The 12,971-nt window shown below is 46.8% G+C and carries 12 protein-coding genes and 2 pseudogenes; 12 read left to right on the top strand and 2 right to left on the bottom strand.

Features of this window, described 5'->3' with window-relative positions; all coding sequences use genetic code 11:
* The 5 genes and pseudogenes from LBPC_RS07560 to LBPC_RS07540 all read left to right on the top strand — a co-directional run.
* Window positions 1-741: pseudogene (locus LBPC_RS07560) on the top strand (ATP-binding cassette domain-containing protein); the annotation flags it as partial.
* A pseudogene (locus tag LBPC_RS07555) lies at window positions 738-2,243 on the top strand (ABC transporter permease). The pseudogenes LBPC_RS07560 and LBPC_RS07555, both read left to right, overlap by 4 nt.
* Before the next feature lie 105 nt (window positions 2,244-2,348).
* Entirely contained in the window at window positions 2,349-3,188 is an 840-nt protein-coding gene (locus LBPC_RS07550) for a helix-turn-helix domain-containing protein (protein WP_003594595.1), read from the top strand.
* A 75-nt stretch (window positions 3,189-3,263) separates the two neighbouring features.
* Entirely contained in the window at window positions 3,264-3,707 is a 444-nt protein-coding gene (locus LBPC_RS07545; protein ID WP_003594593.1) for a hypothetical protein, read from the top strand.
* The gene (locus tag LBPC_RS07540) at window positions 3,704-4,621 is read left to right on the top strand and encodes a quinone oxidoreductase family protein (protein WP_003594590.1); all 918 of its coding nucleotides are present in this window, start codon (window positions 3,704-3,706) and stop codon (window positions 4,619-4,621) included. The genes LBPC_RS07545 and LBPC_RS07540 overlap by 4 nt, the downstream gene beginning before the upstream one ends.
* 50 nt (window positions 4,622-4,671) lie before the next feature.
* On the opposite strand, the gene LBPC_RS07535 is transcribed toward LBPC_RS07540, so the two are convergent.
* A complete protein-coding gene (locus tag LBPC_RS07535; RefSeq protein WP_003579256.1) occupies window positions 4,672-4,998 on the bottom strand; it encodes an inorganic diphosphatase in 327 nt (108 codons plus the stop codon).
* A 519-nt stretch (window positions 4,999-5,517) separates the two neighbouring features.
* On the opposite strand from LBPC_RS07535, the gene hisS reads away from it, so the two are divergent.
* From hisS to LBPC_RS07510, 5 genes are all read left to right on the top strand, one after another.
* Window positions 5,518-6,801, top strand: a complete 1,284-nt coding sequence (gene hisS, locus LBPC_RS07530; protein WP_003660817.1) for a histidine--tRNA ligase — start codon at window positions 5,518-5,520, stop codon at window positions 6,799-6,801.
* Between the two features lies 1 nt (window position 6,802).
* Window positions 6,803-8,608 carry an aspartate--tRNA ligase gene (aspS, locus tag LBPC_RS07525; protein ID WP_003565683.1) on the top strand — a complete coding sequence of 602 codons (1,806 nt, stop codon included), beginning with the start codon at window positions 6,803-6,805 and terminating at the stop codon, window positions 8,606-8,608.
* An 88-nt stretch (window positions 8,609-8,696) separates the two neighbouring features.
* Window positions 8,697-9,149, top strand: coding sequence for a peptide-methionine (R)-S-oxide reductase MsrB (gene msrB / locus LBPC_RS07520; protein WP_003598806.1), 453 nt, complete (start codon window positions 8,697-8,699; stop codon window positions 9,147-9,149).
* 91 nt (window positions 9,150-9,240) lie between these two features.
* Window positions 9,241-10,161, top strand: a complete 921-nt coding sequence (locus LBPC_RS07515) for a YitT family protein (RefSeq protein WP_003565679.1) — start codon at window positions 9,241-9,243, stop codon at window positions 10,159-10,161.
* 135 nt (window positions 10,162-10,296) lie between these two features.
* Entirely contained in the window at window positions 10,297-11,184 is an 888-nt protein-coding gene (locus tag LBPC_RS07510) for a deoxyribonuclease IV (protein ID WP_003660819.1), read from the top strand.
* Here LBPC_RS07510 and LBPC_RS07505 read toward each other — a convergent pair.
* Window positions 11,181-12,011 (bottom strand): pyruvate, water dikinase regulatory protein, encoded by an 831-nt coding sequence (locus LBPC_RS07505; protein WP_003565675.1) that lies wholly within the window; start codon window positions 12,009-12,011, stop codon window positions 11,181-11,183. The genes LBPC_RS07510 and LBPC_RS07505 overlap by 4 nt on opposite strands.
* Window positions 12,012-12,314: 303 nt before the next feature.
* Between LBPC_RS07505 and rpsU the strand changes: the two genes are divergently transcribed.
* Window positions 12,315-12,491: a 30S ribosomal protein S21 gene (gene rpsU, locus LBPC_RS07500; protein ID WP_003565673.1), complete on the top strand. Its 177-nt coding sequence runs from the start codon at window positions 12,315-12,317 to the stop codon at window positions 12,489-12,491.
* A gap of 28 nt (window positions 12,492-12,519) precedes the next feature.
* A complete protein-coding gene (locus LBPC_RS07495) occupies window positions 12,520-12,954 on the top strand; it encodes a GatB/YqeY domain-containing protein (RefSeq protein WP_003565671.1) in 435 nt (144 codons plus the stop codon).
* Window positions 12,955-12,971: the final 17 nt, after the last annotated feature.

Below are 12,971 nucleotides of genomic sequence, written 5' to 3'. Positions count from 1 at the left end.
AGGTTCTTAGCAACATTGGCAAAACCATCCAGTGGCACGATTTTATTGGATGATGTTGACATTGTCAGGCAACCGCAAAAAATGCGTCAAGTTTTAGGCTATCTGCCACAGCAGGTGCCTTATGATGCACATGTGACCGCATTGGCCTATTTACGCTATATTGCGGCGCTTAAGGGCATTGCTCCTCGCGAGGCGGACCGGCAAATTGTCCAAACGTTAGGACTGCTGCATTTGAATCCCAGCAATTCAACCTTGCTCGGTGATTACTCAGGTGGGAGCCGTCAGCGTGTTGGGCTGACTGCTAGTCTTTTAGGTGATCCGCAAGTGGTGATTGTTGATGAACCCACTGTTGGCCTAGACCCAGTTGAACGAATTGCTGTCCGCAATTTATTGAGCAGTCTCGCGCAAACCCGAATTGTCATCATTTCGACCCATATTATTGAAGATGTTGAGGCCATTGCCAGTCAGTTATTATTGCTTACCGATGGACAATTGCATTTTCAAGGCACACCAGCACAATTTCTCGACAAAGCTTCGGGGCACGTTTGGGAATACACACTGCCGCGCAATGCGTCCTTGCCGACAAGTGAGCGAATTAGTGGTATGCAAGAAAGAAGCGATGGTATTCATATTCGCATGATTGCAGACGAGGCGCCGGTGGCGAATGCGGTCATGGTAGCGCCTAACTTAGAAGATGCGACTCTCGATTTCTTTGAAAGTCAGGCGGTGAGGAAAGGATGATGCGACTCATTGCGGTTGATTATCGGGAACGCACCCAACAATTCTCATTTCGTATTTTGGCGGTGATAGCACTTTTTGCTGCTGTCATTCTTGCACCGCGGCCAAAGGGCAATTTTCGGGTATTAGTATTGGATCCACAGTATTTTGCGCAAGCCAATAATCCCACTTGGTTACCAATCGGTGTTGCTTGCGTGTTGTCATTGTTCTTTCCACTTGTGAGCCTTGTGATCGCGCGCCAAGGTATTCATGCTGATCGGGAAAATGGTGTCCTTACATATTTGTTGACGACAAAATTATGACGGTTCCGTTATTTGGCGAGTCAATTTCTGGTTAGCTGCTGCCTATTGTTCACCATTTTAGTCTTGGTGATGCTTGGCAGCGGGCTAATGCTGTTGATCCAATATCCTGGTCAAGGGTTGAGCTTGAGTCAATTTTTGTCACCTTTTTTTAGTCTGGTGCCTGGGATCTTCTTGATTAGCGGCTTAGGGGTTTTGAGTGAGACATTGCCGGGACTGCGAGGACAACTCGGTACCACCGTGTTAGTGATAGCACTTCTGACGTTATATGCCATGATGACTACCATGACTTGGTACAGCCAACTTTTTAACTTTTCGGGTATTGCGTTCTTGATGGCCATGATCCGCCAGTCCGCCATTTCTGCCGGACATCCGCTTAACACGGTGCTGATGCTGGGCGGCAATGATCATTTGAGTCGGACGGGCACACATCAGCTAATTTTTCAGCCGCTGGCGTTAACACAAACAGAATGGTTGGCAATCGGCGGGACGGTGTTGATGAGCATCGTGTTGGTGTTACTGGCTGCCTTTTGTCTGGAGCATCGGCCACTACACCAAAAAACGAACTCAGGCAAATCAAAATTAACGGTTGATTTGCCAAGGCCAAAAGATGATCGGTTTCATTCGGCAAGGACGGCCAATTTTCGCTGGCAACAATTGCTTGGCCAACAGGCACATCGACTTTTCCATTCTCAGAACAAGTGGTGGTGGCTAGTGGCGATCGGTTTATGGCTTCTTGCTTGGGTTGTGCCAGTTGGCAGCTTGCGCGGGATGATTTTGCCGATTCAGTATTTGTGGGCCATGAGTTTCTTCAGTCAAATTGGTTGGCCTGATGATTTGAATGGTTTATCGGCATGGGAAGGTACCGTGAACCATGCGACTCGCCGCGCCATCAACAGCACTTTATGGTTAAGTGTTACCTTTTCGTTACTACTTTTGCTGCCAACCTTGCTGCGGCAGGGAATCGTTGCGTGGCCGTTACTTGGCTGGGCCATCATGTTACCGGTGGTGAGTCTCATGTTGGGTCAGTTGACCAAATCCGGCCAGTGGAGCCAACTGCTGGGGACTGTCATTTTGTTCCTAGTCGTTTGCGGCCTGACTGGACCACTACCGCTAGCGACGAGCCTAGTTGGTATGGTGACAGGTGCCGTTTATAGTTTGATTGCTGTGGGCTGCTGGATTGTGATAGAAGTACGCGCAGAGTAGCATGAAGTATTAAAAAGTGGTGATCGTCGGCCCGGTACAGATGATTGTTGACTTTGCTCGGTTAAAGCGTAATAATCCATGGCAATCATTCGACAAGGAAGGGATATGAAGCGTATGGCAGAAACATTAGGTAGCATCTTAAAACGAGCACGCATGGCCCGTCATTTGACCCAGCAAGTAGTAGCTGATGATATTTGCTCGCAGCCCATGCTTTCAGCTATAGAAAATGGCCGGTATACACCTAATGCGGACTTGCTAATTGCACTTTGTCAACGGCTCGGCATTGACCTTAACAGTTTGCAATTAGCAGATAACTACGCTGTCGGGACGGCGACACAGTTTAATCAGACAGTTGAAAAACTATGTAATCAGCATCAGTACACCGATTTGCTCAAATTTTTGAAACAAGATGATGTCATCAGTGCGATTCAATCAGATACCCAGACGCAAGCTTATTATTACTATTTGAGTGTCGCAACGTTTCAAGCATCAGATTCGCCAGACCTAGCGCAAATTAAGCAAATCCTAAAACTGGCATTAGCGAGCGCGCCTGAGAGCCAGTCGATCTTGACAAGACTCATTCAGATCACACTAGCGCTGGTTTCGGCATTAGGAAGACACGCTGATCAAGCTACAAAATGGCTGGCAAAAGCAACCGAGCAAATTGATCAAACACCTTTTGAGCCGAACGTGACAGTGATTTACTATCTCTCGGCATTGACCCAGTTTAACCTTGGACAAGATGTCAAAAGTGCAGCATCAGCTGCTCGTGGCCTTGAGGTAGCAGCCGCACACGATTCGCATTATTTGTTCGCTAATGTTTACTATTTGTTGGCCATTTTAGCGCACCGAAATGATCAGGCTGACAAACAACAGCTAGCTGAACAGCGGTCCGTTACTTTTTCGGAGCTGTTTAAGGAGCCTGTCTACAAACCGGATCATTAAATATTAGTATTCTTATTTTAAAGGAAAGGTAGTCTTGCCTATCATAAAGTCATTCAAACAAGGAGAGTGACTGATATGCAAGACTTTTTTACGAATGACTTATTGATTCACGCGAATCAGAATGCGGTGATGGCAATTTTGGCTAATCCTCGAAAATTGATTGAATGGGATCCAGAAATTCAATCAATCAGCGAAGATAAGCATGGTCATCGTTTTATCATTTTACGAACGAACAGCGCGCTGAACCCTCGAGAGCAAATGACCATTAGCGTTAAAAAGAATACTGTGATTTATCACAGCACTGGGGGGCGGGTGGCTTATGATGTGATTTTTTCACTGATTACTGAAGAAAACGGCACAGCCGTGACAGAGCAAGTTTTGCTTGATTCAGCAAGTGTTAAGGGCTTGCCGGTGAAATTGTTAGCACCCATTGCTAAACATGCTTTTATGATCAACCTGACAAACTTAGCGACTTTTGTTGAGCGTTGGGCTTTGATGGAAGACGGTGAGGCAAAATGAAGGTCATTCAACAGGTTAGTTTTGCTGGCATTGATGCAATACGTGATGTTGAAATTCCCGATCCTAAGCTATCACCAATGACGGCACTCGTTGAAACAGCTTATGTGCCAGTCTTACCGTGGGATGTGATGACTGAAAAAGGCGATTTACAGAACATGCGGCCCGTTCAGCTGCCGCTAGTGATTGGTTACGGTTTTTCGGGGGTTGTCTCAAAAGTCGGTGCATTACGTTCATCGAATTTGATTGGACAGCGGGTGATTGGCGCTAATCCTGCTGGCGCAATGCAGGAACGGATAGCCTCAAATCTGCCACCTCTACTGTTTAAAGTACCCGACAACGTTCGGTTGCGTGATGCAGCAACACTTATAGGTGGTGCTGACGCAGCTTTGATGGCTGTCAATACGATGCAAGTCAGTTCGGGAGACACTGTGCTAGTGACAGGAGCTTCTGGCGGCGTAGGGACATATTTGATTCAACTTTTGAAAATGGTCGGTGCACATGTTGAGGCACTGGCTTCACCACCAAACTTTGATTTTCTGAAAAAGCTCGGCGTTGATGACCTAGTTGATTACTCGGCTGATGTCACTACGCAGTTAGCAAATCTGCCACATGCTAATAAGGTGATCGACACAGTGGGACGACTCGATTTACTCGAGGCAATCATTGCGGCCACCCGGCATTTTGATCTGCTGTCGCTTTCAACAACGACATTTCCTGAACATACCCAAGATCAGACATTTCAGTTTGCAAATGGCTCAATTGGGTTAAACGGGTATAAAAGGTTGCTTAACTGGCTCAGCGATGGGACACTTCAGGCGCACGTCCAGACAATCTTACCTGTCGAGCAGATCAAACAAGCGCAGCATCAACTAGTTGAAGAACATTCCCATGGACGCATTTTGATCAAATTTTAAATCAAAAAGTCACCCTTAAAGGTATAAACCTGAGAGTGATTTTGGTGAAATCAGATTAACCGTACCGTCGAGTCAAAATATTGCTCCATAAAATGAATGCGCGCGGCAATTTCAGCTGCCGAGAAAGTTTCGTTTTCAGTGGTGGCGACCCACTTTTCTTCGTTATCATCCGCTCGGTGAACAACAGCAATCAACTTGCCTTCAAACGATTGCAAGGGTTCATTAATCAGGTCGGAGACAATGTAGACATCTTGCTTTTCGCCGTCGCCACCGGTAACCGTAGGCACATAGCCGTAATTAATCGGATAAGGCGCATGCGACTTGTCTGAAAAACCGATGGGGCGATCAACTTTAACAAAAACTGATTTACTTGCCATTGATATAACGCTCCTTGCCTATGCTTGAACATGACTAACATCTTTTTTCCTCAGTATTATACAATATCCACAAGCAACAGATTTGTTGAAAATGAACCGTGAAAATCTTGCCAAACGCGTTGACAAAACTTTCAGCAAACCGTATGCTTTAAGCAATAACTAAGACCTGTGACGAAGTAGGATAGATCACTTTAAGCGACCCGGAGATGGTGAAAGCCGGGAACGATCGAAAAGACACTTCTGAGGTGAACAAGTTCCGGAACGCCACCGTTATGGCAAAGAAAAAAACAAGGTGGTACCGTGTCCGCACCCTTCGAGCAATCGAGGGGTGTATTTTTTTAGAGCGCAAAAGGACGCGCTTAGAAACCGGAGTGTAAGTGGCCTTGAGCAGTAGTGACAAAAGTGCAGGTCACTACTGCTCAAGGTCCTTACACGCAGGTTTCTGCGTCCTTTTGTGCGTTTCGGAACCAGCACACTTCCCCAACTAAATCACAGTGCTTAAACCACAGGAGGCAATCCATGAATTATCAACGCCCAAAAGGCACAGCCGACATATTACCAGGCCAAAGCGAACGCTGGCAGCAAGTTGAAGCCGTAGCTCGCAAAATTTTTGCACAATACCAGTATCATGAAATCCGCACACCCATTTTTGAAAATGTGGATGTATTCTCGCGTAGCGCGGGGGACACTAGTGATATTGTTACTAAGGAAATGTATACCTTTAAAGACAAAGGTGACCGGATGATAGCTTTACGCCCTGAAGGGACTGCTGGCGTCGTTCGTGCCTATGTAGAAAATAAACTGTATGGTCCTGAACATGCTAAGCCTTATAAGGTTTACTATTTGGGTCCGATGTTTCGATATGAACGGCCTCAGAGTGGTCGGCAACGCCAATTTCATCAAATCGGGGTTGAGGCATTTGGCAGTGATTCACCGGTGTTGGATGCCGAGACGTTGGCTTTGGCAAAACAGTTGCTGGAGGCCTTAAGCGCCAAGCATCTTAAATTTGTGATCAATTCGTTGGGAGATCCAGCAACCCGCAAAGCCTTCCACGCAGCGCTGGTTGACTATTTAACACCTTTCAAAGATCAGCTTTCTGAAGACTCCAAGGTTCGTTTGGTTAAAAACCCGTTGCGGATCCTTGATAGCAAAGACAAGCATGATCAGGAAATTGTGGCCAATGCCCCATCTATTTTGGATTATTTGACACCGGAGGCACAGCAACATTTTGATCGGGTGAAAACCTTATTGCAGGGATTGGGGATTCCGTTTGAAGTGGATGCCACGATGGTGCGCGGCTTGGACTATTATAATCACACCATTTTTGAAGTCATGTCCGATGATAAGGTGTTTGGTGGCGGCTATACAACGATTTTAGCTGGTGGTCGATACAATGGCTTAGTCGAAGAACTGGGCGGTCCGGAGACACCTGGGATCGGATTTGCCATGGGTGTTGAGCGCCTGATGTTGCTAATGCAAGGCGAATTGCCAACGGCGCAGCCAGATGCGTACATTGTGACCATTGACCAAGGTGCCGATCAAGAGGCCCTGCAAATGCTGACCGCCATTCGTCAACAAGGCTTCACCGGCGAGATGGATTATATGGGACGCAAACCTAAAGGACAGTTTAAGGCTGCCAACAAAGCAAATGCCAAGCTTGTTTTGACGATTGGTGAAAGCGAACGCGCTGCAGGCACTGTTCAAATCAAAAATATGGCCACAGGCGATCAGCAAGCATTCCCCCAAGCTGATGTGCTGGCCGACTTTGGCAAAATCTATACGCAAGTAATGGAGGCAAAATAAAATGAGTAAACGAACCTGTTATGCCGGTGATGTGACCGCCGAGTATGTTGATCAAGAAGTGACACTAAAAGGCTGGGTACAAAAACGTCGCAGTCTGGGTAGTTTGATTTTCATTGACTTGCGTGACCGTGAAGGCATTGTGCAATTAGTCTTCTCTGAAGAATTTGACAAGGATGCTTTAGCTGTGGCGAATTCGGTACGCTCTGAGTACGTCATCGAAGTGCAAGGTGTGGTAAAAAAGCGTAAGCCGCAAGCTGTCAATAAAGATATGAAAACCGGGGACGTGGAAGTTGAAGTTCATACCATCACAATTTTGAACAAAGCTAAAACGCCACCATTTTATATTGAGGACGGGGTGGCCGTCACTGAGGAAACCAAGTTAAAATACCGATACCTTGATTTGCGCCGGCCGGAAATGCAGAAGAATATTTTTACGCGCGCACATATCATGCGCAGCGTGCATCATTTTTTGGACGACAACGGGTTCATTGACGTTGAAACACCGACATTGACCGCCAGCACGCCAGAAGGTGCCCGGGACTATTTGGTGCCGTCACGTGTTTATCCTGGCAGCTTCTACGCACTACCCCAGTCACCGCAATTGTTCAAACAGCTGCTGATGGGTGCTGGGTTCGATCGGTATTATCAAATTGCGCGTTGCTTCCGTGATGAAGACTTGCGTGGTGATCGTCAACCAGAATTTACCCAGATTGACCTTGAAACCAGCTTTCTAACTGCTGAAGAGATTCAGGACATCACAGAAGGCTTGATTGCCAAAGTGATGCATGATGTGAAAGGCATTGATGTCAAGTTGCCATTTGACCGAATTACTTGGCAAGATGCGATGGATAAATACGGTTCTGATAAGCCGGATCTGCGCTTTGACATGCAGATTCAGGATGTGTCTGAACTCGTCAAAGATTCTGATTTCAAAGTCTTTGCCGGCGCTGTTCAAAATGGCGGCCAAGTGCGGGCTATTGTTTTACCAGGCGGCGCTGACAAGTATTCTCGGAAAATGATTGATGCCCAGCAAGACTACATCAAGCGTTTTGGTGCCAAAGGTTTGGCTTGGCTCAAAGTCACGTCAGACGGTATCAGCGGCCCGATTGCCAAATTCTTTGGCGATGGTGCTGATCTCGTGAAAGCTGTTGGCGCTAACGCCGGTGATCTGGTGTTGTTTGTTGCTGACAAGGCCAAGGTGGTCGCAGATGCATTAGGCTATTTACGGACCCATTTTGGCCACGATCTCGGTTTGATTGACGAACAAGCATTTCGCTTTTGCTGGGTCGTTGATTGGCCGCTGTTTGAATATGATGAAGGCATCCAGCGTTGGGTACCGGCGCACCATCCGTTCACAATGCCAAATGAAGAAGACGTTCATTTGCTTGACACTGATCCGCATGCCGCACATGCTCAAAGTTACGACATCGTGCTCAACGGTTACGAATTAGGTGGCGGTTCCATTCGTATTCATAACCGCGAGATTCAGGAAAAAATGCTCAAGGCGCTCGGGTTCACCCCAGAACGAGCCCAAAAGAGTTTTGGCTTCTTGCTAAATGCCTTAGACTACGGGTTCCCGCCGCATGGTGGTCTAGCTATTGGACTCGATCGGTTTGTCATGCTGCTAACAGGCCGCGATAACATTCGCGATGTGATTGCTTTCCCGAAGAACAGCAAGGCTAGTGAACCGATGACCAGTGCGCCATATCCCGTTGCTGATGCACAATTAAAAGATCTCGGTATCGAAGTTCGGGCCGATGTTGATCCTGAAAAGGAACATGAAGGCGACGAAAACCTTACTGAGTAAACGTTACTTTAAAAAATGCCAGCCACAATTAAGTTGCTGACAATTAAAACACCTCCCGCTATAATGAAGACAGCGGGAGGTGTTTTAATTGTCAGATCAATTTGAAAAGGAAAGCAAAAAGGACTTGAAAAAGCGCTTGTCACCAGAGGCTTATGCGGTGACACAGGAAGCAGCGACAGAGCGGCCGTTTACTGGCGAGTACGACGACTTTTATCAAGATGGCATCTATGTCGACATTGTTAGTGGTGAACCGTTATTCTCATCGCAGGACAAGTACGATGCCGGCTGCGGCTGGCCGTCATTCACCAAGCCAATCAGCAAACTGGCTGAGCACCGCGACCAAAGTTTTGGCATGGAACGTGTTGAAGTGCGCAGCCCATCTGCCGAGTCGCATTTAGGCCACGTCTTCACAGACGGTCCAGCTGCAAAAGGCGGGTTGCGCTATTGCATCAACTCAGCTGCGTTGCGGTTTATTCCAGTGGCCGACTTAGAAAAAGAAGGTTACGGGGATTATCGGCAACTCTTTAAGTCTGTTCATTAAAATGTTTTAAAAAGACCATGGTAGCAATACAGGACCGCCCTTGTTATACTTGATGCGCGACTTATTACGGGTGACAGGGAGCGGTTTTTGTATGGAAGAGATTGATAAGCTGATTAGACGACACCAAAATTGGTCACGGCTATCAGCGGCTTTTTTCTATAGTATTTGTGTGGCAGTGGCGCTGAATATGTTCTGGGAACCAGGTGGGGTTTTTGCCAGCGGGGTCACTGGACTAGCGCAGTTATTGGCAACAATCGTGCGAAAGTGGTTTAATTTTTCGATTGCATTGCCTTTCGTATCGTTATCAACAACAGATCTTTTTTCAACCGGGACGCTGCTTTTCTTCCTGAACGTACCGTTGTTTGTGTTAGCATGGAAAGCCATTGGCCATCGGTTCACTTTTTTCACGTTCTTGGCGGTCATTTTTTCGACCATTATGATTCGGGTGCTCGGTGTGCTGACACCGCTTACTAAAGACCCGATTGTCTGCGGGATCTTCGGAGCGGTCGTTAACGGTCTCGGAACGGGGTTCGCCTTGCGGAATAATATTTCAACCGGTGGGATTGATATCCTCGGCATTGTTTTGCGAAAACGCACAGGCCGAACGGTTGGGACAATCAATATCATGTTCAATATTTTGATTATCTTCTTCGCCGGATTTGTCAATGACTGGCCGCATGCGCTGTATTCTGCTTTGGCGATCTTTATCAATGGCCGGGTCATGGATTCGCTTTATACGCGGCAGCAACGACTTCAAGTTATGATTGTCACGGCCCGGCCGCGACAGGTCGTGAATGAGATTCAGAATTCAATGCGGCGTGGCATCACAATTGTTCACGATGCAGAAGGTGCCTTTCATCACGAGGAAAAGACGATTCTGTTCACCATCATTTCGCGGGCAGAAATGTATGATTTAGAACAAGCCATGCGCCACAGTGATCCTTATGCATTCGTCTCGATCACGGATTCGGTCAAAATTCTGGGTCATTTTTATGAGCCGAAAACGGATTAAGACCATCAGATTTAGCCCGGAGCGATTCCGGGCTTTTTCATTGGCAAGCCGTGCCTATCGGAATCGTTCAACGTATCCGACATCGGCAGGTCACCTTGTCAAAATCAAAAACGATCAATTAATTAGGAGGGAAACATGTTAATAGGAGCTAACGTCAGTATGAAAGGGTCAAAAATGTTGCTTGGTGCCGTTGAAGAAGCCGCCAGTTATATGGCTAACACGCTTCAATTCTATACGGGGGCACCGCAAAACACGCGGCGCAAACCAACTAGCGAAATGATGATTCCTGAAGGGCTAGCAGCGATGACGGAAGACGGCATTAGTCATACTGTGATTCATGCCCCGTATATCGTTAATCTCGGCAACACCAAGAAACCGGAAAACTTTACATTTGCGGTGCAGTTCATGCGAGAAGAAGTCGCTCGAGCAGATGCTCTTCATGCCTATACCATGCCTTTTCATCCCGGTGCGCATGTCGGCGCTGGTCCGGAAGCAGCGATTCAGCAAATTATCAAAGGGCTTAATGAGATCATTGATCCTAATCAAAAAGTGACCATTGCCTTGGAAACAATGGCTGGCAAAGGCACGGAGATCGGGCGCTCTTTTGATGAATTAGCTGCCATTATTGATGGTGTGACACATAACGAAAAGCTTCGGGTAACCTTTGATACCTGTCATACCAATGATGCTGGCTATGATATCAAAAAGGACTTTGACGGTGTTCTCAACGCGTTTGATCACATCATTGGCCTTGATCGACTCAGTGTGATTCATGTGAATGACTCGAAAAATCCGCAGGGCAGTCATAAAGATCGGCATGCCAACATTGGCTTTGGCACGATCGGGTTTGACGCCTTAAACAAGATCGCTCATCACCCTGCCTTGGCCGAATTACCCAAGATACTCGAAACCCCGTATGTTGGTCCTGACAAAAAACATCAGGTACCGCCATACGGGGCAGAGATCAAATGGCTAAAAACAGGGGACTTTCAGCCCGATGAGTTACGCCACTTGATGGTTTAATGGGTTTCAGTATTATCAAATTCATCAAGACCCATGTGTTCCAAAATAAGCGTTGCTGTTTCTTCAATCGATCGGTGGGCGGTGTTGATCACCATGCAGCCGATTTTTTTGTACAGATCTTCCGCAAACTTGAGTTCTTGATTGACTTGATCGCGTGCTGAATAAGCGGTGTCGGGATTCAAGCCATAGGCAATCATTCGCTGGCGCCGGAATTCCATCAAAACAGAGGCATCCGTGGTTAAACCAACAATCTTCTTCGGGTCAACTGACCAGATCTCTTCAGGAATATGGGCGTTAGGTACCAGCGGCAAGTTGGCCACTTTAAGGTTGCGATTAGCGAGAAACAATGACAATGGTGTTTTACTCGTTCGCGAAACGCCAAGCAAAACGATATCTGCCTCGAGAAAGCCTTTCGGGTCTTTGCCGTCATCATACAGCACCGCGAATTCCATAGCTGAGATGCGGTCAAAATACCGTTCATTAAGATCATGAACAGCGCCGGGAACGTGATTTGGTTCCTCATGCGTAATTGACTTAATCCCGCTTAAAATTGGCGACATCACATCAATGGCAATCACGCCTTGATCTTTGGCATAATGCGTTGCAAGTTGAGCAAAGCCTGATGTCACGAAGGTCATGATTGCCAAGGCATTTTCCTTCTTGGCCTCATCAAGCGCGCTGTAAATCTTTTCTTCCGTATGAATAAATGGGAACCGGACATAATGTGCCTCAAAGTTGGGAAACTGTGCCGCGACAGCTTGCGCCAACCGCAAGCCAGTTTCGCCAACCGAGTCCGACATGATATATAAATTTAATTCTTGCGTCATACTGCCACCTCATTACTTAGATAACGCTATCATAGCATATTTACCAACTAAACAGGAGCGGTTAGCCGACGACCAATGGTGACAAGCGTGTCTAGACCAGTTAGCTATTTAAGGTCGACCATTTGCTGATGCTAGGGATTTTACGCCAAAAACAACTAAAAAACTTAACAGAACAGGGCAAGTTTATTCAAAAATGTAAAATCGCTTATTGACGCGTGGTTGCTAGTTTTGTATACTAATAAACGAACTATTGGCTATGATATCCGTCAGTGGTTACACAAGTGTCGGAGGGAGGGATATCACATGGCTAAGACAGTTGTTAAGAAAAACGAATCTCTCGATGACGCTCTTCGGCGCTTCAAGCGTACTGTATCCAAGTCGGGTACACTCGCTGAATACCGCAAGCGTGAGTTCTACGAGAAGCCTAGCGTACGCCGCAAGCTGAAGTCAGAAGCTGCACGTAAGCGTAAGAAGTTTTAATTAAAGGACTTGGTGAATAGTGGCTTTAATGGATGAGCTTAACGCTCAGATGAAACAAAGCATGTTAGCCAAGGACAAAGTGACGTTGAGCGTCGTCCGGATGTTGAAGACGGCTTTGGTCAATGAGAAGATTAAACTCGGCCACGACCTTTCTGAAGAGGAAGAAAAGAGCGTTCTTGCGACTGAACTTAAACAGCGCAAGGAAAGCGTTTCTGAATTTACAAAAGGCGGTCGTGATGATCTCGTTCAACAAACCGAAGCTGAAATCAAGGTCGTCGAACGTTTTTTACCAGCCCAGTTAAACAAAGCCCAAGTCGGTGACATCGTTGATGCAACTATCAAGGAAGTTGGCGCCAAGGGTAAGCAAGACTTCGGCAAAGTGATGAAGACGTTGATGCCAAAAGTCAAAGGCCAAGCAGATGGCAGTCTTGTCAGCAGCGTGGTCAAAGAAAAACTTAGTTAACGACAAAGCCGGTGCAA

Origin of the sequence: Lacticaseibacillus paracasei subsp. paracasei (genome assembly GCF_000829035.1) — a bacterium.
Taxonomy (GTDB): Bacteria; Bacillota; Bacilli; order Lactobacillales; family Lactobacillaceae; genus Lacticaseibacillus; species Lacticaseibacillus paracasei.
Note: the sequence above shows the minus strand (reverse complement) of the source record. Positions and strands in the feature narration are given on the sequence as shown.

Bases quoted from the DNA above. Each gene is read 5' to 3' on its own strand.
- LBPC_RS07515 (WP_003565679.1), top strand. From the start codon at position 9,241: ATGGAAGAGATTGATAAGCTGATTAGACGACACCAAAATTGGTCACGG.
- LBPC_RS07535 (WP_003579256.1), bottom strand. From the start codon at position 4,998: ATGGCAAGTAAATCAGTTTTTGTTAAAGTTGATCGCCCCATCGGTTTT.
- LBPC_RS07550 (WP_003594595.1), top strand. From the start codon at position 2,349: ATGAAGCGTATGGCAGAAACATTAGGTAGCATCTTAAAACGAGCACGC.
- LBPC_RS07495 (WP_003565671.1), top strand. From the start codon at position 12,520: ATGGATGAGCTTAACGCTCAGATGAAACAAAGCATGTTAGCCAAGGAC.
- LBPC_RS07545 (WP_003594593.1), top strand. From the start codon at position 3,264: ATGCAAGACTTTTTTACGAATGACTTATTGATTCACGCGAATCAGAAT.
- aspS (WP_003565683.1), top strand. From the start codon at position 6,803: ATGAGTAAACGAACCTGTTATGCCGGTGATGTGACCGCCGAGTATGTT.
- LBPC_RS07505 (WP_003565675.1), bottom strand. From the start codon at position 12,011: ATGACGCAAGAATTAAATTTATATATCATGTCGGACTCGGTTGGCGAA.
- LBPC_RS07540 (WP_003594590.1), top strand. From the start codon at position 3,704: ATGAAGGTCATTCAACAGGTTAGTTTTGCTGGCATTGATGCAATACGT.
- LBPC_RS07510 (WP_003660819.1), top strand. From the start codon at position 10,297: ATGTTAATAGGAGCTAACGTCAGTATGAAAGGGTCAAAAATGTTGCTT.
- rpsU (WP_003565673.1), top strand. From the start codon at position 12,315: ATGGCTAAGACAGTTGTTAAGAAAAACGAATCTCTCGATGACGCTCTT.
- hisS (WP_003660817.1), top strand. From the start codon at position 5,518: ATGAATTATCAACGCCCAAAAGGCACAGCCGACATATTACCAGGCCAA.